This window comes from Bradyrhizobium elkanii WSM2783 (assembly GCF_000472865.1).
Taxonomy (GTDB): domain Bacteria; phylum Pseudomonadota; class Alphaproteobacteria; order Rhizobiales; family Xanthobacteraceae; genus Bradyrhizobium; species Bradyrhizobium elkanii_A.
Genome location: NZ_AXAP01000045.1, coordinates 23,672 through 43,607, shown reverse-complemented (window position 1 = coordinate 43,607; position 19,936 = coordinate 23,672). Strand labels below are relative to the sequence as shown.

The 19,936-nt window shown below is 61.2% G+C and carries 22 protein-coding genes and 1 pseudogene; 17 read left to right on the top strand and 6 right to left on the bottom strand.

Annotated features, from left to right (window positions below):
• Positions 1-921 precede the first annotated feature (921 nt).
• The 5 genes from YY7_RS0130955 to YY7_RS53315 all read left to right on the top strand — a co-directional run bounded on the left by YY7_RS0130955 (position 922) and on the right by YY7_RS53315 (position 5,176).
• Positions 922-1,386 carry a DUF2147 domain-containing protein gene (locus YY7_RS0130955; RefSeq protein WP_035691335.1) on the top strand — a complete coding sequence of 155 codons (465 nt, stop codon included), beginning with the start codon at positions 922-924 and terminating at the stop codon, positions 1,384-1,386.
• A 188-nt stretch (positions 1,387-1,574) separates the two neighbouring features.
• A complete protein-coding gene (locus tag YY7_RS0130950) occupies positions 1,575-2,405 on the top strand; it encodes an oxidoreductase (protein WP_028166614.1) in 831 nt (276 codons plus the stop codon).
• Between the two features lie 8 nt (positions 2,406-2,413).
• Positions 2,414-3,430 carry an AraC family transcriptional regulator gene (locus tag YY7_RS0130945; protein ID WP_028166613.1) on the top strand — a complete coding sequence of 339 codons (1,017 nt, stop codon included), beginning with the start codon at positions 2,414-2,416 and terminating at the stop codon, positions 3,428-3,430.
• A gap of 196 nt (positions 3,431-3,626) precedes the next feature.
• Positions 3,627-4,475 (top strand): SDR family NAD(P)-dependent oxidoreductase, encoded by an 849-nt coding sequence (locus tag YY7_RS0130940; RefSeq protein ID WP_028166612.1) that lies wholly within the window; start codon positions 3,627-3,629, stop codon positions 4,473-4,475.
• 113 nt (positions 4,476-4,588) lie between these two features.
• Positions 4,589-5,176 (top strand): class I SAM-dependent methyltransferase, encoded by a 588-nt coding sequence (locus YY7_RS53315; RefSeq protein ID WP_035691358.1) that lies wholly within the window; start codon positions 4,589-4,591, stop codon positions 5,174-5,176.
• A 663-nt stretch (positions 5,177-5,839) separates the two neighbouring features.
• Here YY7_RS53315 and YY7_RS0130930 read toward each other — a convergent pair.
• Positions 5,840-6,730: a LysR family transcriptional regulator gene (locus tag YY7_RS0130930; protein WP_028166611.1), complete on the bottom strand. Its 891-nt coding sequence runs from the start codon at positions 6,728-6,730 to the stop codon at positions 5,840-5,842.
• A gap of 100 nt (positions 6,731-6,830) precedes the next feature.
• Between YY7_RS0130930 and YY7_RS0130925 the strand changes: the two genes are divergently transcribed.
• From YY7_RS0130925 to phnA, 7 genes and pseudogenes are all read left to right on the top strand, one after another.
• Entirely contained in the window at positions 6,831-7,700 is an 870-nt protein-coding gene (locus YY7_RS0130925) for an SDR family oxidoreductase (RefSeq protein WP_028166610.1), read from the top strand.
• 43 nt (positions 7,701-7,743) lie between these two features.
• Positions 7,744-8,217, top strand: coding sequence for an SRPBCC family protein (locus YY7_RS0130920; protein ID WP_028166609.1), 474 nt, complete (start codon positions 7,744-7,746; stop codon positions 8,215-8,217).
• A 67-nt stretch (positions 8,218-8,284) separates the two neighbouring features.
• The gene (locus YY7_RS0130915) at positions 8,285-8,953 is read left to right on the top strand and encodes an NAD(P)-dependent oxidoreductase (protein WP_028166608.1); all 669 of its coding nucleotides are present in this window, start codon (positions 8,285-8,287) and stop codon (positions 8,951-8,953) included.
• Positions 8,954-8,994: 41 nt separating this feature from the next.
• Positions 8,995-9,177: pseudogene (locus YY7_RS58655) on the top strand (DUF4267 domain-containing protein); the annotation flags it as partial.
• A 126-nt stretch (positions 9,178-9,303) separates the two neighbouring features.
• Positions 9,304-10,194: a LysR substrate-binding domain-containing protein gene (locus YY7_RS0130905; RefSeq protein ID WP_028166607.1), complete on the top strand. Its 891-nt coding sequence runs from the start codon at positions 9,304-9,306 to the stop codon at positions 10,192-10,194.
• Positions 10,195-10,294: 100 nt separating this feature from the next.
• Complete coding sequence (locus YY7_RS0130900; protein WP_245287467.1) at positions 10,295-10,696, top strand: HAD hydrolase-like protein; 402 nt, start codon at positions 10,295-10,297, stop codon at positions 10,694-10,696.
• Positions 10,693-11,964: a phosphonoacetate hydrolase gene (gene phnA, locus YY7_RS0130895; protein WP_035691332.1), complete on the top strand. Its 1,272-nt coding sequence runs from the start codon at positions 10,693-10,695 to the stop codon at positions 11,962-11,964. Before YY7_RS0130900 ends, phnA begins: the two co-directional genes overlap by 4 nt.
• A 246-nt stretch (positions 11,965-12,210) precedes the next feature.
• Here phnA and YY7_RS0130890 read toward each other — a convergent pair whose 3' ends face one another.
• Positions 12,211-13,128, bottom strand: coding sequence for an NADP-dependent oxidoreductase (locus YY7_RS0130890; RefSeq protein WP_028166604.1), 918 nt, complete (start codon positions 13,126-13,128; stop codon positions 12,211-12,213).
• Between the two features lie 282 nt (positions 13,129-13,410).
• Between YY7_RS0130890 and YY7_RS58650 the strand changes: the two genes are divergently transcribed.
• The 4 genes from YY7_RS58650 to YY7_RS0130870 all read left to right on the top strand — a co-directional run bounded on the left by YY7_RS58650 (position 13,411) and on the right by YY7_RS0130870 (position 15,733).
• Positions 13,411-14,082: an aminotransferase class I/II-fold pyridoxal phosphate-dependent enzyme gene (locus YY7_RS58650; protein WP_349642691.1), complete on the top strand. Its 672-nt coding sequence runs from the start codon at positions 13,411-13,413 to the stop codon at positions 14,080-14,082.
• Complete coding sequence (locus YY7_RS0130880; protein ID WP_028166602.1) at positions 14,063-14,266, top strand: CsbD family protein; 204 nt, start codon at positions 14,063-14,065, stop codon at positions 14,264-14,266. Before YY7_RS58650 ends, YY7_RS0130880 begins: the two co-directional genes overlap by 20 nt.
• Before the next feature lie 123 nt (positions 14,267-14,389).
• The gene (locus YY7_RS0130875) at positions 14,390-14,650 is read left to right on the top strand and encodes a hypothetical protein (RefSeq protein ID WP_028166601.1); all 261 of its coding nucleotides are present in this window, start codon (positions 14,390-14,392) and stop codon (positions 14,648-14,650) included.
• 369 nt (positions 14,651-15,019) lie between these two features.
• Positions 15,020-15,733, top strand: a complete 714-nt coding sequence (locus tag YY7_RS0130870; protein ID WP_028166600.1) for a DNA helicase — start codon at positions 15,020-15,022, stop codon at positions 15,731-15,733.
• A gap of 314 nt (positions 15,734-16,047) precedes the next feature.
• Here the strand turns inward: YY7_RS0130870 and YY7_RS0130865 are convergent, their stop codons facing one another.
• Positions 16,048-16,431 carry a RidA family protein gene (locus tag YY7_RS0130865; RefSeq protein ID WP_028166599.1) on the bottom strand — a complete coding sequence of 128 codons (384 nt, stop codon included), beginning with the start codon at positions 16,429-16,431 and terminating at the stop codon, positions 16,048-16,050.
• 539 nt (positions 16,432-16,970) lie between these two features.
• On the bottom strand, positions 16,971-17,792 hold the full coding sequence (locus tag YY7_RS0130860; RefSeq protein WP_028166598.1) for an aminoglycoside phosphotransferase family protein: 822 nt from the start codon (positions 17,790-17,792) through the stop codon (positions 16,971-16,973).
• Positions 17,793-18,059: 267 nt separating this feature from the next.
• Here YY7_RS0130860 and YY7_RS60775 point away from each other — a divergent pair, with 267 nt between their 5' ends.
• Positions 18,060-18,272 carry a hypothetical protein gene (locus YY7_RS60775; RefSeq protein WP_155255383.1) on the top strand — a complete coding sequence of 71 codons (213 nt, stop codon included), beginning with the start codon at positions 18,060-18,062 and terminating at the stop codon, positions 18,270-18,272.
• A gap of 182 nt (positions 18,273-18,454) precedes the next feature.
• Here YY7_RS60775 and YY7_RS53305 read toward each other — a convergent pair whose 3' ends face one another.
• On the bottom strand, positions 18,455-19,414 hold the full coding sequence (locus tag YY7_RS53305) for a LysR family transcriptional regulator (RefSeq protein WP_063623407.1): 960 nt from the start codon (positions 19,412-19,414) through the stop codon (positions 18,455-18,457).
• A gap of 18 nt (positions 19,415-19,432) precedes the next feature.
• Positions 19,433-19,921 (bottom strand): MarR family winged helix-turn-helix transcriptional regulator, encoded by a 489-nt coding sequence (locus YY7_RS0130845; RefSeq protein WP_028166596.1) that lies wholly within the window; start codon positions 19,919-19,921, stop codon positions 19,433-19,435.
• Positions 19,922-19,936 lie beyond the last annotated feature (15 nt).

Below are 19,936 nucleotides of genomic sequence, written 5' to 3'. Positions count from 1 at the left end.
GCCTCATTGGCTCCACGTTGATGTTGCCCGATAAGCGGCTCTGTGTCCGCTTCCGGGTGCAATGCGGATCTCTCCCGCGCTGCAAGGAGACACGAATACCTCAGCTGCCCCTTTAGCTGCAGCTGGCTTAATCACCAATCCGGTACATCCTGGCTCTCACGATGCTTCAGATTTCAGAACAACAGTCCGGGTTCATGCCGTCGACTTTGTTGCCGGGAATGCTTTCGCGCGAGATCCTCTCCCGAGCGAGAGCACCTGAAATGCAACAGGGGAGCAAGTTTCTTTCTAGATTCTGTCCCTCCGCCATTTCTACGCCACAGCTCTCCCTTGTATCCGATTGTTCGAATCTACCGCGAAATCACCGAAGAACTCCGCGATGTTGCGCTAATTCGACGCGAGAGCTGTAGTTTTTTCGCCGTGGGTTAGGAGGATGATTCTTCCGCCACTCTACTGCTCGCCTCGGAATCCCGTTGTCCGAAGCGATAGCAAGAACAACGAGTAGCGTGACAAAGCGGTTGCGGCCGCATCCGCGATGTTACTCGCAGTCATGGCGCAAATCGTGGGTTTGACCGTGGGTTCGGAGGACGGATTCGCGAGCGAGCACACGCGCCCGGCAGCTCAAGTCGCTTGACGTCGGACCCAATATTTGGGTCGGCATATTCCGTACTGCATCGTAGCGCTTAGCCGCGGAGTTGACTGACGCTCTTTCCACTGTTTCCTGCGCTAGCCTAGATTTCTTCGCAAACAGTTCGACTATTGGCGCCCCCTGCAATTCATTTGGCGCTGACGGCCACAGCGCGGCTCATCCCAAGTTTCTAGGGTCAGTTCGTCAGGCGTCGCCGGAAGGACAGGTTGCCATAGGCGGAGCCAAGCCTCGAACAGGCTGCCTGACGCGCTGCTAACAAATGAAGGATTCTCAGAATGACTTACCTTTCAAGGCGCGCAACGCTTGCGCTCGCGCTCGCCACCAAAATCTTGTTCGTTGCGCCTGTGGCCGATGCTGAGCCGTCGCCCGCGGACGCAATCGTCGGCGTGTGGGAGGCCGACGATGGCACCGTCAAGCTCGACATGTACAAGGCGGGATCAGAATTCCAGGCGCGCATGCTCTACGGCAACGAGATCGTGGAGGCGGACAATATCACCTTCAAGAAAGACACCAAGAACCCGGATCCCGCGCTGCGTTCGCGGTCGCTAAAGAACGTCGTCGTCGTTACCGGCCTCCACTGGACCGACGGCGAGTGGAGCGGAGGTTCGATCTACGATGCCTCCTCCGGCCGTATCTACAACTGCAAGGTGACGATGCAGGACGGAAAGATGAACCTCCGCGGGTATCTCGGCATTCCGGTGATGGGTCAAACCCGGGCCTTCCATCGCGTTCGCGGCTGATACGTCCGGCCGCCACCGCTCTTTTGACCCGTACCCGGCTCGGTCCGTTAACCAAGTCCCGCTTCCCCCTGGAATCGAGCCGGCATCGGCGCCAAGTAATTGGCGTGATCTGCAACTCGGTTGGCGGATTTCGACAGTGCGCGGTCGGCTGGCAGACCCTAGGTTGGCCCGAACACTGAGAGGTTGAGATGATCGATAAACGGAAGAAGACAGCGCTTGTGACCGGGGCATCCTCGGGCATGGGCAAGGAGATCGCGAAGCGCCTGATCAAGGATGGTTTTCAGGTGTACGTCGCCGCGCGCCACGTCGACAAGATGGATGACCTCGTCAAGCTCGGGGCCCGGGCGTTGCGCATGGACATCTCGAAGGAGACCGAAATCAAGGCGGCGGTCGACACGATCCTCGGCCAAGTGAACGGCGTCGACGTGCTCGTCAACAACGCCGGCTTCGGCCTGTACGGTCCCGTCGAGGACGTCAGCATCGAGGAGGCGCGATACCAGTTCGAGGTCAATCTGTTCGGCGCCGCCCGCCTGACGCAGCTCCTGCTGCCGAAGATGAGGGAGAAGCGCGCCGGCACCATCGTCAACATCACCTCGATGGGCGGCAAGATCTACACCCTGCTGGGCGCCTGGTACCACGCAACCAAGCATGCGCTCGAAGGCTGGTCGGATTGCCTCCGGCTCGAGCTCGCCCCCTTCGGCATCAAGGTGGTGGTGGTCGAGCCTGGCCTGATCGAGACAGGGTTCGGCGACGTGGTCGCCAATGGCCTGCTCGAGCGCTCGGGCACGGGGTCCTACGCCAAGCTGACCCAGGCGGTCGCGAAATCGACCCGCGACGCCTACGGCCAGGGCCGCGGCACCGATCCGAGCGTGATCGCCAATGTCGTGTCCAAGGCGGTGAGGGAGGCGAAGCCGCGTACGCGTTACGTCGCCGGCAAGTACGCACAGCCGATGATCAAGATCCGCGAGTGGTTCGGCGACCGCATGTTCGATCGCGTGATCATGAGCCAGATGCGCTAGGACCAGTTATGAGTGCAGCGGCCGCAGACAGGTGCAAGGTGCCACAGGCCTTCTGGCAGACCGTCGAGCGCATAGGCGTGCCGCCGCCCGCTCTGTTGCGGCAGGCGCGCCTGCCTGCGACCCTGCACCTGAACGAGCAGGGGCACGTCACCACGGATCAGTTCTTCGCCCTTTGGAGGGCCCTGGAGGAACTGAAGCCGGAGCCCGGTCTCGGCGTCGAGCTGGTCCAGCGGACAGACACGGCCGTGCATCCCCCGTCGAGCCTGGTCGCGTTCTATGCGAAGGATTACCGCGACGGGCTGCTTCGCATCGCGCGCTTCAAGCGGCTCTGCTCGCCGGAGCAACCGCGGATAGTGGAAGGCAAGGACGAATGCGTCGTCACGGTCGAATGGCCCCACGCAAGTGAGCCGGAGCCCGGGATTTCCACGGACGTGACCTTCGCGTCCCTGGTCGAGCTCGGGCGCCGCGGCACCGGACAGCACTTGACGCCGAAACGCATGGAGCTTGTCCGCCCTCGTCCGAAGAGCGACGTCTACCAGAAATATTTCGAATGCCCCATCCGCTTCGGCGCGGTGCGCAACGCGCTGATCCTGAAGCCGGCCGATCTCGATCGTCCGTTTCCCGGGTACAATCAGGCGCTGCTCGAGATGCTCACACCGGCGCTGGCCTCAGCACTTGGCGAGCTGCAGGCGCGTAGCTCCATCAAGGAGCAGGTCAAGGTCGTACTCAAGCGGAGCCTTGCGAGCGGACGGCCGGAGCTATCCGATGTCGCGCGTGATCTAGGCCTGAGCGAGCGCACCCTTCAGCGCCGCATCACCGAAGAGGGCACAAGCTTCCGCGATCTTCTGGTCGAAGCGCGCCAGGAACTCGGGCGGCAGCTTCTGTCCGACCCGTCGGCCGAAATTGACGAAGTCGCGTGCCTCCTGGGCTATCAGGATGCGAGTTCGTTCTATCGAGCCTTCCGATATTGGGAAGGCGTGACGCCAAGCCGCTGGCGGGAGCTGCACGGCAACAAACTTCACTAGCCAACGGAATCCGGATGCATTGAACATTGAGGCGGCCGCTGCATGCGGCTCTTCGATTTCGACCTGGTCCACTCCAGCCTCTCCTTTGGCGGTTACTGCAAGTTCGTTGGCGTGGTTCGCCACTGCTGATTGGCTGCTCGAGCGATACTAAGAACCCGACAGCATTTGCTGAAGCCAACTCACCAGGGAACATCGCATGTCAAGCAAAGTATGGTTCATCACCGGCGCATCCCGCGGCTTCGGCCGCATCTGGGCCGAGGCCGCCCTTAGGCGCGGCGACAAGGTCGCAGCCACCGCCCGAATCCTGGCGGACGTGGCCGATCTTGCGGAAAGCTACGGCGACGCCGTGCTGCCGTTGGCGCTGGATGTGACCGACGCCGTCGCGGTCCAGAACGTCGTCACCAAAGCCTTTACGCATTTCGAGCGGATCGATGTTGTCCTCAACAACGCGGGCTATGCGCTCGTCGGCGCGATCGAGGAGGCGCATGAGGCCGATGTGCGCGCCGAGTTCGACACCAATGTCTTCGGTACCCTTCGGGTCATTCAGGCAGCGCTTCCCCTGCTGCGGCGACAGGGCAGCGGCCATATCATCGGCGTGTCGAGCGTCGCCGGCATCGTCGCCGGACCCATCACGGGATTCTACAACGCCTCGAAATTCGCGCTCGAAGCCATCCATGAAAGCCTGGCGCAGGAAATCAAGGGCTTCGGGCTGAAGGTCACGATGCTTGAGCCGGGCGCGTACGCGACGGGATTCGCCAGCATGTCCTCGCTCAAGATCACGCCCGTCATCGCAGCCTATGGCAATACCCGAGCCGAGGTGTTCGCGGCGGGGGCCAAGCTCGAATTCGGTGACCCGCAAGCGACGGCGGATGCAATCCTGAAGATCGTGGACGCCGAGAACCCGCCGTTGCGTTTCTTTGTCGGCACGGAAGGTCTGCCGCGCGCCCGCGCCGCCTACGCCGACCGCCTCGCTACCTGGGAAGCGTGGGAAGCGCTCTCCAACGCCGCGCAAGGTGAGGCCAGGCAGCACAGCATCGCATCGTAGCGCGACAGAGCCGGTCCTCGGCGCTCGGGCGTCGAGGCCGCCTCGAGGTGGCTGCCGTTCAGATCCACCATTTGCCCCGAGCAGCTTTGCTCGCAACCAGAGAGGACATCTCGTTGGATACCGCTGTCGTTCTGGACTTCTTTGAGTTCATCCGCGCCTTCGTTGCCAATCCGAGGCAGGTCTCTGCGGTCGCTCCGTCGGGCCAGACGCTTACGCGTCTGATGACGCAGGAGATCGTTCCCGGTGCCGGCCCGGTGATCGAGCTGGGGCCGGGGACAGGCACCTTCACGAAGGCGCTGCTCCGACGCGGCGTGCCGGAACGCGACTTGTTGCTGGTAGAATACGGTTCCGACTTCGTCCGTTTGCTGCAAGAGCGCTTCCCGAGGGCGCGGGTGCTGTGGATGGATGCACGTCAGCTTTCGCAATACGAACCCTTCATTGCCCCCGCCGCCGCGGTGGTCAGCGGACTTCCGCTCCTGTCGATGTCGCCGCGCAAGGTGATCGCAATTCTCAGCGGCGCCTTCCGCCACATGCGCGATGACGGCACCTTCTATCAGTTCACGTATGGGCCGCGCTGTCCGGTGCCGCGCCCGATCCTGGATCGTCTCGGGTTGAAGGCCAGCCTCGTCGGGAGAACGGCGTTCAACATCCCCCCGGCATCCGTCTATCGAATCCGACGGCGCCCGCAGCGGCGCATTTAGGGATTGTACCTGCCTGGCAATTGCGACGGCCAAGGCAAGAAGCTATAGCCGAGCTCAAGCTCAGTGACGCGTACTTGAACTCGCGGATCCACGAAAGCCAATCGCGTGAATTACCCTTCCCCAACCCCGAGCTCTTCGAACCTGCATTTAAAGATGTCGTTGGCTGCAATCAGTCTCTTCATCGTATTGCGGGCGTCGTCACCGTCGGCCGCCACGTCTAAGTCGCGGGAGGAAGGCGCTGAGGTTTGCGGGCAGCGTGCGAACGGGATAGGCCAATTGCTAGTAGCCAGAACCGTTGGTTCCCCCGTATTTGAAGGAAAAACAGTTTGCACATCAACGAGGATTGACTGACACTCTCTCCGCCATTTGCACGATTTTGTACCCGAACTACGATTTCGCGCGCTGGGGTTCGTTAGTTGTGCCGAATGCACGCCAGTGGCTTGCATGAGGGACTCCAAGTGATCGTCCCATCAACAAGGATGTGGACGCGCCGATCTTCCAGGTGCCGTTGGGGCGAAGCATCAGCGGCAAATCTTCGGGCGCGATACCGAGCCGTTCGACTAGCTCGCGACCATCGGGCCGCCCGGGTTTGCCGCGCGTTCGTCTCTTCATCGACTCGGTTGCCGCTGTTCTCGGCCCCGGACGGCGTCTTTGGCGGTTGTGCTAATCGATAAAGGCCGCAAGCTCCTCCGGTGTCCCTGAGGGGAAGGCTTCCTTGAGAAAGTCGAGGAACGCGGATACGCGAGCGCTCAGCAATCGGCGCGACGGATAGAGTGTCCAAAGGACGATTTCCGGTCCGTCGACATCACCCCAGTGGACAAGCTTGCCGGCGGCCAGATCGTGACTCACGAGCGACACAGGAAGGCGTGCGGCGCCCACGCCTGCGCGGACCGCATCGCGGACCATGACGATCGACGACAGGCGAAGCACCGGGTCGGTCGTGATCCGAGAGTTTCCGCTTGACGACTTCACATCCCATACGGATGTCAGATCGCTCACCCCGCGCACCACGGTCGGAACGGCAAGATCGCGCGCAGGACGACTTAAGTCGGGGCTCGCCACCACCACCAGCCGATCGCGCATCAGGATTCGTCCGACAAGGGTTTCGTCCGGATCCGGATTGACCCTGATCACCAGGTCATAGCCTTCCTCGATCATGTCGACGGCGCGGTCTTCCGTCGTGACCTCGAGCCGAACCTCCGGGTATCTCAGCGCGAACGCGGCAGCCAGCTTTCCCATCGCGGTCTGCGAAAAAAGCAGAGGCGCGCTGACCCGTAACCGGCCTCGCGGCTTGTCCCCGCCCGAAGCGATCGCCGCCGCCGTTTCGTCGAGCTCGGCGAGCAATGCTCCCGTCCGCTCAAAAAGCGCTCGACCTTCCTGAGTAAGCTTCAGTGTGCGCGTTCCACGCTCGAACAACCGCAGATCGAGGCTGCTCTCCAGCTCCGAGACTCGGCGGGAGAGCGTCGCTTTCGGGCGCCCGGCGGCCCGGGCGGCCCGTCCAAAGCCTCCATGGCGGGCGACGAGGTTGAAATCGGCGAGGGCCAGCAAATCCATTCGTTCCACCAGTGAGACGATCTGTCTAAATATAGCGTCTATCTGGCTGAATTTGGATCACTAATTTGCGGGGTGTCGCAACCCACCCGGAGTGATCCCCATGACCATCCTCGTTACCGGCGCCACCGGCAATGTCGGCCGCCACGTCGTCGAACAACTCGTCAAGCGCGGCGCCGATGTCCGTGCCCTCGTGCGCGATCCTGCAAAGGCCAACTTCCCGGCAAGCGTTAACGCCGTGAAAGGCGACCTGCTGGACGTCGACTCGCTGCGCAGCGCGTTCTCAGGCGTCTCGACCCTGTTCCTGCTCAACGCAGTGGTGGCGGACGAATTCACCCAGGCGCTGATCGCGCTCAACCTGGCGCGAGAGGCCGGCATCGAGCGCATCGTGTACCTGTCGGTGATCCACAGCGACGTCTACGTGAACGTGCCCCACTTCGCCGGCAAGTTCGGAGTCGAGCGGATGATCGAGCAGATGGGCTTCAAGGCCACCATCCTGCGCCCCGCTTACTTCATGAACAACGATCTCACGATCAAAGACGTCTTGACTGGCTACGGCATCTACCCGATGCCGATCGGCAGCAAGGGCCTCGCCATGATCGACGTGCGCGACATCGGCGAGATCGCTGCCATCGAGCTCGTCCGCCGCGAGACGTCCGTCGCGTCGCTTCCGCTCGACCGGATCAATCTCGTCGGTCCGGATGTGCTGACGGGCGCGAAAGCTGCCGCCATCTGGTCGGAGGTGCTGGGTCGCACGATCGCATATCCGGGCGACGATACCGCCGGCTTCGAGAAGAACCTGAGGCAGTTCATGCCGAGCTGGATGGCCTTCGACATGCGGCTGATGAGCGAGCGCTTCCTCACTGACGGAATGATCCCCGAGGCCGGCGACGTCGAGCGTCTGACCGCTCTCCTGGGCCGTCCGCTGCGCTCCTATCGCGACTTCGTCGCCGAGATCACGGCCGCTGCCTGATGGCAGCGGCTTCACCCAAACGCGACAACCAAGGAATACGACCATGATCTATTCGACCGCCACCGTTCCGGTGAATCCGGAAGGCGAGATTCCGCTGACCCGCGCGCAGGTGTGGAAGGGCCTTGTTCTCAAGGCCCGCGACGCCCGGCTGTTTCTTCCGCCCAATCTCTGCACGCGTTGCGAGGTGGTAGAAGAAAGCAAGACGCACATCGTGCGCGAAGCCACGATCGCCGGCGACGATCTGCGCGAGATCATCGCCTTCGAGCCGGAGAAGAAGGTGACCTTCTTCCAAGCCACCGGCCCGCGCGAAGGCGTGATCGTCAACGAACTCTTCGAGGACGAGGTCGGCGCCCTGCAACTGCGGTTCTATTGCTACACGGGGCTGCGCGGCAAGAAGCCGAATGGCCCCGAAGAGCAGGCCGAGCAGGCGCAGTTTGACAGCGACAAGGGCTACAAGGCCGCCCTGCTGTCCACGCTAAAGCGGACCCGCGAATTGTTCGCGGAAACCAAGCTCTGATCATCACCGAAAACCGAAACCGCGGCACGACCTCCTGAGAGGCGTCCCGCCATTCAAGGAGGCATCCATGAGCAATCCCACGAACGACAGCACCAGGACTTCCCCATCGAAACTGTTGGTCCTTGGCGCGACCGGCGGCACCGGATGTCTGATCGTCAGCCAGGCATTGGCGCGCGGACATCAGGTCACCGCGCTGGTGCGTTCAACCCAGAAGGCAAGCGATTTGAAAGGCGCCAAGCTCGTCGTCGGAGACGTCCGCGACGAACAAGCGTTGCGCGAAGCCCTCGAGGGACAGGGCGCCGTCGTGAGTGCGCTCGGCACGCCGGCAAACCCCTTCAGCGAGGTGACGCTGCTCTCGACGGCAACGCGCGCACTGGTGAGCGCGATGAAGGCCGAGCACGTGTCCCGCCTGGTTTGCATTACGGGGATCGGCGCCGGCGACAGCGCCGGACACGGCGGCTTTCTCTTCGACAACTTGATCTTTCCGCTTCTCCTGAAGAAGGTGTACGCCGACAAGAACCGCCAGGAAGCCATCGTCAGAGACAGCGGGCTCGACTGGATTCTCGTTCGGCCCTCCGTCCTGAATGATCAGCCCAGCCGCGGCTCGGTCCGGGCCATGACGGATCTCTCGGACTTCCATGGCGGAAGCATATCGCGACAAGACGTTGCGGCGTTCGTCTTGGATCAACTGCGCGCCGATGTCTGGCTGCATCGTGCTCCGTTGATCACCTGGTGAACGCGATTCCGCGCACCGTCTGGTCCGTAACGCGTAGGAGTGTGCGGAATGCGGGCTTGACTATGCTGGCGTTCATGATGTGGGGCGCGCCAAGCGGGGTCGGCATCATTCTGCGCGTGGAAGCCATCATCCCCGTAGGCGACATGCTGCTCATTCTTGCAGAAGGCCCCACGAAAAGCGCCTTCGGTATGCACGGTCTCACGGCCGTGATCATGGTCGAAGTGCTAGAGTTGGACGCAATGCATCGCCGCATGCAACGTGGCGCTTTTCTCGGCTGGAGCGGTTTGCTGTTAGACAGAAAGTCGATAATATAGCGATAATACGTGAGTTTTGGTATCAGGAAGGGCTCAGTGACCAAGGAACGAGAGTTGCCTCTCATCGCCCTTCGGGCGTTCGCCGTCGCCGCACGTGCGCACAGTCTGAGTTCCGCGGCGAAAGAACTCGGGGTGACTCACGGAGCGGTTAGCAAGCAAATTCGGTCCCTCGAGAGTTGGCTGGGTCAACACGTATTCACGCGTGAGGGAAGGGGTCTTACGCTGACCCCCTATGGCAAGATTCTCGCAGAACAGTTGGGGCAATCCTTCAAGGATATCGGAGCCGCTTGCGAGTACGTGAGACGCCAGCGAAGCAAGACGGTTCTTGCCATAGAGGCACCCTCCACATTCGCAATGTATTTTCTGATGCCCCGATTGAGACGTTTCGAGGTGCGCAATGCCAACGTGTCGGTTTGGATTTCAACGCGCATGACCGGCGAGACCCCCGACATATCGGCCAATGATTTAGTGATAACGAGAGGCACAGCGGAGCGGATTGGATCGTACCTCAAGGATACCACGGCACTTTTCACCGAGAATCTTACCCCTGTCAGCGCGGAGGTCCTCTTGCAACGTCGCCCCGTTAAGAAGCCGGCTGATATCCTCAAGCATTCTCTGATCACATCGGCAACGCGTCCGGGGCACTGGGAAGCGTGGCTGCAGGAGGCCGGGGTCCGCGATTATCTGCTTGAAGGCGGCCACCGATTTGATCACATGTTCGTCGCGATGCATGCGGTGCGCGAAGGATTGGGATCGATTGTAGCACCCAAAGAGTTCTTCGCTGGCCCGAGCAGATGGAAGCTGCGCTGTCCGCTCCCAGGCATCGCTGTGAAAGGAGAGCAGTACTTCGCGCATTCTACTTCGAGAGCTGATCCGCGACATGTCAATCGCGTCGTGGATTGGCTGAAAGAAGAGATCGGGAAGTAGCGCACCCACGAAACGTGCCGGTCAATTTTATCCGGCGCCGGCGGATTTCTGCGTGCCAGAAAATTGAGTTCGGACGTCTCTCCGCAAAACGATTTTGCGGATGTCATCTGCTGGCTGGGACAGTTACTACAACTCACATATAGGTGCATTTAATTCGATTGAAACTCTCGCTCGCGAGCGGGAATGTGCCGCCATGCACGATTTGCCCACCCTGCAGGCGGTCATCCTTGATTTGGATGGCACGCTCGTCGACAGCGCGGAAGACATTCGCGCCGCGGTCAATTCGCTTTTCGCCGAAGTCGGTTTGAGATCCATCGCTACCGCCGAAATCAGGGCCATGATCGGCGACGGTGTGCCCAAGCTTATCGAGCGAGCGTTGATGGCGGCCGATGCGAAACCCATGGACATTCTAGATCTCGTGCCGCCGGCATGCCGTGCCAAAAACGCAGCGCCGAAAGGCGCAGCTTCATCCACCACATCCAAGCAGGAGCCTTATCCATGAACCAACGCCTCGCGCCCTCGCAGAATCCCGCAACGGGAGTCGACGTGAACGGAAGATTTTATGCTGCGCCCAAGCGTCCGACCGTCGTAGTGTGTGTCGACGGTTTCGACCCCGCTTATCTGGAGCATGGCATTGCGAACGGCACGTTGCCCACTATGAAGTCCTTCAAAGAACATGGCTTTGTTGCAATCGCGGATTGCTCGATGCCGAGCACGACGAACACCAATAATACGTCAATCGTCACCGGCGTGCCGCCGGTCGTGCATGGAATCAACGGAAACTATTATCTCGATGCCGAAACTGGCAAGGAGATCATGGTCACCGACGCCAAACGCCTTAGGTGCGGCACCATCCTCGGTGCATTGAGTCGGGCTGGCGTAAAGACGGCTGTTGTGACCGCGAAAGACAAGTTGCTGAAGGTACTCGCTTACGAGATGAAGGGGATCAACTTTTCCTCGGAGTACGCCGGCAAAGCCAATCTGAAGGAAAACGGTATCGATAACGTCGAAAAATTGGTGGGGCGCACTACGCCGGACCAATACTCGGCAGATCTCTCGCAGTTCGTCTTCGACGCCGGTGTCAAGCTCCTGGCGACTGAGCATCCAAAGCTCATGTACCTGTCAACCTCCGACTACGTCCAACACAAACATGCGCCGGGCGAGCCCGAAGCTGACGCGTATCATCAGGCTGTCGACAAGGCGATCGCGTCCCTCATCTCGCTTGGAGCAACTGTTGCGATTACCGCAGATCACGGGATGAACGACAAGTCTGCCAAGGATGGCACTCCCAATGTCGTGTACCTCGAGGACGAATTGAACTCACGGTTCGGCGACGGCTCGGTGCGCGTGATTTGTCCGATTGCGGATCCATTCGTTCGTCATCACGGGGCGCTCGGTTCCTTTGTTCGGGTGCACCTGCGAAAGCCTGGCGATGTCCACGCGATGATTGCCTTTGCCAAGACGTTGCCGGGAATCGAACTCGTCTTGGACAAGCAGCAGGTATGTAGGCAGTTCGAACTGCCCATTGACCGCGAGGGAGATTTTGCGGTCTTCAGCGATCGGAACACCGTGGTGGGCGCTCGACGGGAGGACCATAATCTCAGCCAGTTGGCCGGCCATCGGCTGCGCTCGCACGGTGGCCTCGGCGAGCAGAAGGTGCCGTTCCTGATTTCGCGTCCGATCAGCGAGCAATACAAGGAAAAGGCAAAAGCCGGACCGCTGCACAACTACGACATTTTCGATTTCGCGCTGAACGGAGTTGTCGACTAGACAGCAAAGCGCCAATCGAGAGCGGCGGTCCGTAGCTGCGCGAACCGCTGATCGTTCCGTCCGTCAATGTCTATCCCTACAAGCACGCGATAGGCTTCCCAAAGGTTTTGCAAGGCCGTCCGGCGCAACACGGAGGGGTCGCCCACGTTGACCCAGGGGCGCTTGCGCCTTGCTCACATCGGCGCTCGCCAGCCGGCCGACCTGGACAGCGCCGGCCGGCTGCGTGCGTCAATCGGCGTGCGTCGCTTAGGGACGAACGCGGATGATCGTCTTCCCCTTGCGTCGCTCGGTCGGGTTTAAGGCGGCGACGGCATCCTCGAGGGGCGAGACGTTGCCGATGTTCGTCCGCAGTCGTCCGTCCCGCACCCGCTGGACGATCTCACTCAGTTGGGCACGATCGGACTCGACGACGAAGTCGACCGCGAGGCCGTCGGCGGGCCGTGCCTCGGCCGGCCCGACGATAGACACCAGCGTTCCTCCGGCTCGAATCAGGCCTGCGGACCGCTTCCCGATGTCGCCGCCGATGACATCGAACACGAGATCGACTCCGCCGACGTCTTCCAGGGCGTCGTTGTCGAGGTCGACGAACTCCTTCGCGCCGAAGTCGAGCACCGTCTGACGGTCGGCGGCGCGTCCGGTACCGATGACGTAGGCGCCGGCCTCTCGTGCGAGTTGCGTCACCATCGACCCGACTGCGCCGGCCGCACCGTGCACGAGGACGCTCTGCCCCGCCTGAAAGCGGCCGTGCTCGAACAGTCCCTGCCACGCGGTCAGGCCCGAGATCGGCAGGCTCGCGCCGACCGTGAAGTCGACATCGCCCGGCAGCGGCGCGAGGTTGCGTGCCTCGATCGCCACATACTCGGCCAGCGTGCCGTCGCGATACCAGTCCGCGAGGCCGACCACCCGCTGTCCCACCGACAGACCGGTCGTGCCATATCCGAGAGCGGTGACCACTCCGGCCAGCTCGTGCCCCGGGATCGACGGTGTTCGATCACGGTCGAGGCGATCGGTCCAGGTCGAGGGCCACGCCAGCTCAGTCGGGACGAATCCCGACGCATGAACCTGAACGACGACGTCGTTTATCGCTGCCTGCGGCTCGGGCCGCTCCACCAGCGTCATCCCGGCCGTTCCCGCCGCCTGGTCCGTCACAACGATCGCTTTCATGGTAATTTCTCCTCGGTCATTTGTCTCTTTGGCTCGGGAGCGTGGACGCGCCGGCTATCCACAAAATGTCAGCCATTGCCGAAGTCCGGTCTCCATCCCTGCGATCTGCGCTGTCTGCATTGGCCGGGGTTCCCACCAAGCCTGATGCATCGGGATCGCTCCGGTCGCCGGTGTTGGCGAATAGATGCGTTGCGGCTGGTCATAAAACAGTACCAAGATTGCCAATTTTGGCTGTACCATCGCGCAATGGCTGGCCTCCGCCGGTGACGTATCCGGATCCGCGTGGCGATCGGAGCTCGAAACGAGATCGCGGCTTACTTGGGGCTGGTCCGTGGCATTCAGTGCAGCCCCTCTCCGGTGCTCGTGACAGGCGGATTCTCAGGTGCGCTCGGTCTGGCGATCCGAGGGCTTCAGCTTGAAAGGATGGGAGCCTGGATCGAGGATCCAGGCTTTTCGCTCACTCGTACCGCGCTTGGTCTGGCTGGCATGGCTGTGACAGCTGTCCCGGTCGATACGGAAGGACTTGATGTCGCCGCTGCTGTCCAGACCGCCGGTGGAGCGACATTGGCCGTTGTAACGCCAGGCCAGCAGGCACCGCTCGGAATGACGATATCGCTGCCGCGGCGGCTTGCACTGATCGCCTGGGCTCGGTGGAACGACGCCTGGATCATCGAGGACGATTACCTGAGCGAACTGCAACTGAAAGGACGGGCCGCTCCGGCTCTTGCATCCTTGCGCTGTCGTCGTGATGCTCAACCTTCCCAGGATTTGGCAAGCGCCCGCGCCATGTCGCGGGATCTTCATGGAGCGGGCGAGGTACCTTTCGAGCAGGCGGGCAGCAATGTCGATTGTTCAAACAAGAAGCCGCCGCGCAGGCCATTGGAACAAAAGCATGCAATGTCGGTTGGCCACCAGTTGTCCAAGGAGGAGAGCAATGGATTGGAATCGCGTTGAGGGCAATTGGAAGGAAATGAAAGGTAAGGTCAAGGAGCAGTGGGGGAAGCTCACCGATGATGACCTCGACGTCATCGCGGGAAAGCAGGACCAGCTCGAAGGACGTTTGCAGCAGCGTTACGGCTATGCGAAGGACCAGGCCAGAAAAGAGATCGATGACTGGTACGGTCGTCAGAAGTGGTAACTTCAAGAAGCCCCGCTTTTGCGGGGCTTTTTTCTCGGAAGTCCGGGTTTCGACCTCCTTCAGGACAGGAACGAAATGTCGCACCGGCACGTTCTTCCTCTGCAATCGAAATGGAGGAACGAGATGAAGAGCTACCTTCTTGCCGCCACCTTGATGGTGTCGTTTGCCGCCCCCGCTTTGGCTGAAGACGTTGGCGTTGGGGTTCAGGCCGGACCGGTCGGCGGCGGCGTCACTGTCGGTGAGCCTCGCGACCATCGCGACCGCGATCGGACCACCGTCATCAAAGAACGTGAGCCGCGCGAGACCGACAGGACAACGGTCATCAAGAAAGAAAATGAGGACGGGTCTCGCGAGAAAACCGTCATTCATCATGACAACGACTGACGGGACGACTGGTGAGGACGGCCGGCAACAGCCGGAGAAAATTGGAAAAGGCGATCGGGCCATCAAGCGGGCATTCTTGGATCCGCAAGATACCGTCCGGCCCTTCAACTTCTGAAAGAGCCTCCGCTGCCTAGCGGGGGCTTTCTCATACGAGGCGGCATGGTCGTACAAGCGTTTGGTCGGAGGTCGGACCCGTGCGATTCCCGTCCGCGACGAAGTGCGCTATCATCCGATTCGAGCGCGGCCCACGCCTCCCCCCTCCGATCGGGAAAGTATTGTTCATACCGGGCTACCTGATCATCGAACCGACTGTTCGAGCGCCAAGCATAAGGAGGGATTGCGAAGATTGCTCGCAATAGGAGGTTGCCGATGAAGCTGTCTGCGCCGATCTACCATTTGAAGCGCAAAGCCAAACGACTATCCCGCGAGGAAGGTATTCCACTCCATGTCGCGCTGAATCGCATCGCCCTTCAGGAAGGCTATAGCGGTTGGAGCCTGCTTGCGGCGAAGCTGTCCGCGTCCAGGCCCACCGGCAAGCTGCTTGCTCGGTTGAAGCCTGGTGACCTGGTGCTGGTGGGCGCGCGCCCGGGCCAGGGCAAGACGCTGATGAGTCTTGAGCTCGCCATTGAGGCCATGAAATCCGGCAGTCGCGCCGTGTTCTTCACGCTGGAGTATACCGAAAGGGACGTTCTGGATCGCTTCCAGGCCATCGGCGCGGAGTACGCGCGGTTCGACGGACTGTTCGAACTCGACTGCTCCGACGCGATAAGTGCCGATTACATCACGAGGGTGTTGGCGACGGCAGCTCGCGGCACCCTGGTGGTGGTGGACTATCTGCAATTGCTCGATCAGAAACGTGAACACCCCGGATTGGCCGAGCAGGTTCGCGTGCTGAAATCGTTCGCGCGGGAGCGGGGGCTGATCATCGTCTTCATCTCGCAGATCGATCGCTCCTACGATCCGGCGAAGAAGACGTGTCCTGACATTGGCGATGTCCGGCTGCCTAATCCGCTGGACTTGCGGCTGTTCAACAAGACGTGCTTCTTGAACAAAGGCGAAGTCCAGTTCCGGGCCGTGAGCTAGCGCGGGCCAATCCGGTCCTGCTCCTGTCGTGTGCCAAATCGATCGCGCGCGACAGGGGCTACAACGCCCCGTTGCTCCGTTTCTGATATCGCCAATGGTGTTCACGCCTTCGGCAGGCTCGGCGGAAACCAATCGTTAGGATTCGGTCGGGTCCGCTTTTTCCGGCTTCGATTCGTTCTTTGAGAACGAAATGAAGTCAGATGCAGAACAGTCAAAGACAGGTGCATCGCCCGCAAAACAGCGCGCCCCGCCGCGGGCGTGCTAGTCGCCTCTCTTGCATTCACTCTCGCACGCAACCACTGTCCGGCAACGCGCTAAGGGGCGGCCGCGATGGCTTCGATCTCAATAACGAATTCCGGCCGCACCAAGCCGGCCACCATTATCAGCGTCGTCGCCGGCGGCGTTCCCGGAAACTGCCGGTCGCGCGATCGCCTGTAGCCCTCCATGTGCTCACGGGCCGTCACATAGACGCTGAGGCGGACGACGTTCGCCAGCGTCATCCCGTCTTCGGCAAGGATCGCCGCAATGTTTGCGAAGCATAGATCGGCCTGCGCTTCGCTGTCCGCGGGAATCCTCTCATCTGGAGCGATGCCGAGTTGCCCCGCAGTGATCACCAGCCGGTGGCCTGCCGGCACGGCGATCCCGTGGCTGTATCGCGCCAAGGGCGGTCGAATCGACGAGGGAGACAGTGCACGCATGGCGACCATCCTGAATGGAGACAAAGGGCAGATGATGCAGTCGATGTTAGTCAAAGCTACGACGCAGCGTCAATGAGATGACGTCGCCACGTTCGGCGGAAACCAATCGTTAGGACGCTGTCCGGACCGATTTTCGCGGCTTTGATTCGTTCCTTGAGAACGAAATGAAGTCAGACGCAGAACAGTCGAAGGCAAGATGCATCGCGACGGAAAACAGCATGCCCTGCCGTTGGCGCGCTAGTCGCCTTTCTTGCCATCGCTCGGAGGCGTAGGCCTCGGTGGCGGTGGGCTGCCCACGCTGCCGGGGGTACCACCGGTCCGGGCTCCAGGTTTGAGTGGCGGCGCGCTTCCGCCCACGGCGCCTGTTGCAGCGGCCGGGTCTCCAGGCCTGGGCGGCGGTGGACTGCCGACGCCTTGCGCAAACACCTGAAGTGGCGCGAGTGCGAGAGCTGCGGCGATCAGCATGGAGAGCTTACTTTTTGACATTCGCTTCTCCCAATGATGTCCCACGATAACCTTCAGGCCAGGTGCGAAGTTCCTCATCGACCCATCCGATCGATCTCGGCCGCAGCGAGTCGCGCGATATGCAGATCGATCTGCGCCATCGGATCGCCGTCGCCCAAGTACCAGGCTGCAGACAGACCGGTCCAAGCCAGGATCCAGCGAAGCAGGCGAAGCCGGTCGAGCTTTGCGGCTTCTGCGACGATGTCCAGACGACGTGCAAAGCGGCCCGGCACGGTGGCCACCGGCCGCGTCGGGTCGGCGAGATCGGGATTGGTGAAGATGTTGGCGAAGTCGAAGCCGCGCTCGCCCATGATGTGCTTGGGATCAATCGCGAGCCAGCCGCGCGCGCCAAAGTCCAGCACGTTGTCGTGGTGCAGATCGCCATGCAGGACGACGATGTCGCGCTGGTCGCGGAGCAGGGCTTCGGCCGTCTCGGTGCAGCGGGGAAGAATCCCGCCGTAGGTTCGCGCGGCTGGCGCGAGTTCGCGAAACCATTGCGCCAGCGGCATCAGCTTCGGCAAGGCCTTGGTGCGGGGCGCATGAAGGCGGGCGGCTGTCCGGCACAAAATGCGGCAGGCCTCATCGTCCTGCCCCGTTCGGGCCATGTCGCTGAGAGAGGCCGGACCGGTGGCGCGCTCCAGCAGCAGCGCGTGTTCGTCGTGCGCCAGCACGCAGGCTGCGCCGTCTCCATCCCACCATTCCATGACCGCGCCGCCGAGGCGTTCGTCCTCCTCGAACGACAGCTTGAGCATGGCGGGTTCGCCGTGCCGTAGCACCGGCAGCAGCCGCGCCGCATGGGTGACAATGGGTTCGCCATCAGGGACGAGGCGCCATTTTGAGAGATATGAATCGAACATCCGGTGAGCGTATAGCGGCGTTTATCGTGTTGTTCACGCGCTCGTGTAGAGGTAATTCATCGTTCTTTTCGCACGAGCGCGACGCATTCCTTGCGCCGCTTGGCGACGCGCCGATTTCTGCGATTTGCGCACAAGTCTTTCAAGCGCGGCGCGCTTTTTCCGAATCGGTGTTCCGCGATAGCTGTGCTGCCAGATCAGTTGCAGCCATTGCGAGTCAGGCGGGCATGTCCCTCAAACGATTACCAGAACCACGCTGTTGCGTGGGCGATGATTGCTGCCGTGATCCTCACCAAGGCAGTTACGGAGAAACAAGATGAACAGCCTCAAGATATCAGTCGCTTCGGCCATGATGCTTTCGGCTTTGGCGGCAGCGCCGGTGTTCGCGCAGCAAGCGATTCAGGAGCCCGGCCTGCACGCATTCTATCATCCCAACTCGGATGTGCTGAATTCGGGGGCGAGCGCAAACAAGCTCGTGAATGACGCCAGCGCCTACGCGGCAATGGAAGGCGGTCGTGCTTCGCAATGCGCGCCGCGGGTTCGGTCTCAGAAATCCGGATCGCGAGCCGTTGCTGCAGCGGACAATCGGCAGCTTCGCTGCGACTGACGCATCGTTCATCCTGAATGTCGAACGACAGTGCGGGTTCGCTTCGGCGGCCCGCGCTTCACACGCTGAGAACCGGAGCGCTTTGGTCGCTTCCCTGGTTCCGGATCTCGCCCGGGTCCTCGGAAAGCAAAGCGCGAATTTCTCGCAGCTCTTCCAGGATGAAATTCAGCACCACGCGCGTGCGCGGCGCAAGATGTCGGCGTGAGGAGTAGACCAGGCTGAGCGGAATGTTCGGCGACGGGAAGTTGTTCAAGACGCGGATAAGCTGGCCACTGCGCAGATCGTCGAACACGTCGACGAGCGTGAGATAGGCAATCCCGTATCCGCCTCTGGCCGCCAGATGCACAGCGCTGCCGTCATTGGCGAGGAATCCGCCCGACACGCGAAATTGCTGGGTGCCTTCGTTGGTCACGAACGTCCACATATCCGAATTCTGGCTGGTGGCGTGCACGATGCAGGTATGCTCTGCAAGTTCGGCGGGCAAGGAAGGCTCGCCATGCTTTTCGATATAGCTCGGCGCCGCCACGGCGACGCGCGAAATCGTGCCCGCGTGACGAACGACCAGCGATGCATCCGATATTTCGCCGGCGCGCATCGCGAGATCGAGACGATCTTCGATCATATCGCCGATCCGATCGCTCACCACGAGTTCGACCTTCAGCCCCGGGTGATCCGCGAGCAACTCGGGAAGACGCCGCGCGAGGAAGCGACCTGCGGTCCCCGTCACGCCGACGCGGACCAGGCCTATGGGAGAGGCGCTCTGTCGTCCCACGGCCGTCAGCATGCCCTCGACGCCGTCCAATATCGGTCGGGCGAGAAGGACAAGCATCTGTCCGTCGTCGGTGAGGCTGATCTTTCGCGTGGTGCGATGGAATAAACGAACGCCGAAGTGTTCTTCGAGCTGCGAAATCTGGCGGGCGACCGCGGCCTGGCTCACATCACGCTCGCGCGCGACGGCGGAAAACGAAAGAACTTCCGCTACGCGTACGAGAATGCCGAGGCTGCCGAGAAGGTCCATCGCCGGTGCGCCTGTTCTCTAAGGCTCTGCCACCTGCAGACGTGCTTTCTCCAGCCTTTCCTTGAGAGAGAATAGTTTTCCACTGAGCTCATCGAGTTCGCCGGGCGCGAACTCCGCGAAGATAAATTCAATCAATGAATCTCGTCGCGGTGCCAATCCTTCCAGATGCTCCAACGCTCGATGCGTTAGCGACAGGTTGACGATTCGTCCGTCTCGTCGCGATGTCTTTCTCTGGATTAAGCCCTCTTTCTCAAGGATTTTTGACTGCGTTGTGACAAACGACGCTTCGACGTTCAAAATTTTCGAGACGTTGCCGACCGACAACCCGTTGTCGTCGGCGGTATCGGCGAGGATCAGCATGATCTTCCATTGCGGGCCGGTGATTCCGAGCGTTTTGGCCCAGGACTGATAGAGTTCATCAAGAGATGCGTGGAGCGACGCTATTTCCCGACCAAGCTGTCGAACAGAGTCTCGCTTCCTCATTGCGAATACATCTGCTCCGTTCATTGGTCATGTCACCGA

Coding starts and splice junctions, on each gene's coding strand:
- YY7_RS0130860 (WP_028166598.1), bottom strand. CDS start 17,792: ATGTTCGATTCATATCTCTCAAAATGGCGCCTCGTCCCTGATGGCGAA.
- YY7_RS0130900 (WP_245287467.1), top strand. CDS start 10,295: ATGTCATCTGCTGGCTGGGACAGTTACTACAACTCACATATAGGTGCA.
- YY7_RS0130920 (WP_028166609.1), top strand. CDS start 7,744: ATGATCTATTCGACCGCCACCGTTCCGGTGAATCCGGAAGGCGAGATT.
- YY7_RS60775 (WP_155255383.1), top strand. CDS start 18,060: ATGATTGCTGCCGTGATCCTCACCAAGGCAGTTACGGAGAAACAAGAT.
- phnA (WP_035691332.1), top strand. CDS start 10,693: ATGAACCAACGCCTCGCGCCCTCGCAGAATCCCGCAACGGGAGTCGAC.
- YY7_RS53305 (WP_063623407.1), bottom strand. CDS start 19,414: ATGGACCTTCTCGGCAGCCTCGGCATTCTCGTACGCGTAGCGGAAGTT.
- YY7_RS0130880 (WP_028166602.1), top strand. CDS start 14,063: ATGGATTGGAATCGCGTTGAGGGCAATTGGAAGGAAATGAAAGGTAAG.
- YY7_RS0130865 (WP_028166599.1), bottom strand. CDS start 16,431: ATGCGTGCACTGTCTCCCTCGTCGATTCGACCGCCCTTGGCGCGATAC.
- YY7_RS0130915 (WP_028166608.1), top strand. CDS start 8,285: ATGAGCAATCCCACGAACGACAGCACCAGGACTTCCCCATCGAAACTG.
- YY7_RS0130875 (WP_028166601.1), top strand. CDS start 14,390: ATGAAGAGCTACCTTCTTGCCGCCACCTTGATGGTGTCGTTTGCCGCC.
- YY7_RS0130945 (WP_028166613.1), top strand. CDS start 2,414: ATGAGTGCAGCGGCCGCAGACAGGTGCAAGGTGCCACAGGCCTTCTGG.
- YY7_RS0130950 (WP_028166614.1), top strand. CDS start 1,575: ATGATCGATAAACGGAAGAAGACAGCGCTTGTGACCGGGGCATCCTCG.
- YY7_RS0130870 (WP_028166600.1), top strand. CDS start 15,020: ATGAAGCTGTCTGCGCCGATCTACCATTTGAAGCGCAAAGCCAAACGA.
- YY7_RS0130925 (WP_028166610.1), top strand. CDS start 6,831: ATGACCATCCTCGTTACCGGCGCCACCGGCAATGTCGGCCGCCACGTC.
- YY7_RS0130955 (WP_035691335.1), top strand. CDS start 922: ATGACTTACCTTTCAAGGCGCGCAACGCTTGCGCTCGCGCTCGCCACC.
- YY7_RS0130890 (WP_028166604.1), bottom strand. CDS start 13,128: ATGAAAGCGATCGTTGTGACGGACCAGGCGGCGGGAACGGCCGGGATG.
- YY7_RS0130845 (WP_028166596.1), bottom strand. CDS start 19,921: ATGAACGGAGCAGATGTATTCGCAATGAGGAAGCGAGACTCTGTTCGA.
- YY7_RS0130930 (WP_028166611.1), bottom strand. CDS start 6,730: ATGGATTTGCTGGCCCTCGCCGATTTCAACCTCGTCGCCCGCCATGGA.
- YY7_RS0130940 (WP_028166612.1), top strand. CDS start 3,627: ATGTCAAGCAAAGTATGGTTCATCACCGGCGCATCCCGCGGCTTCGGC.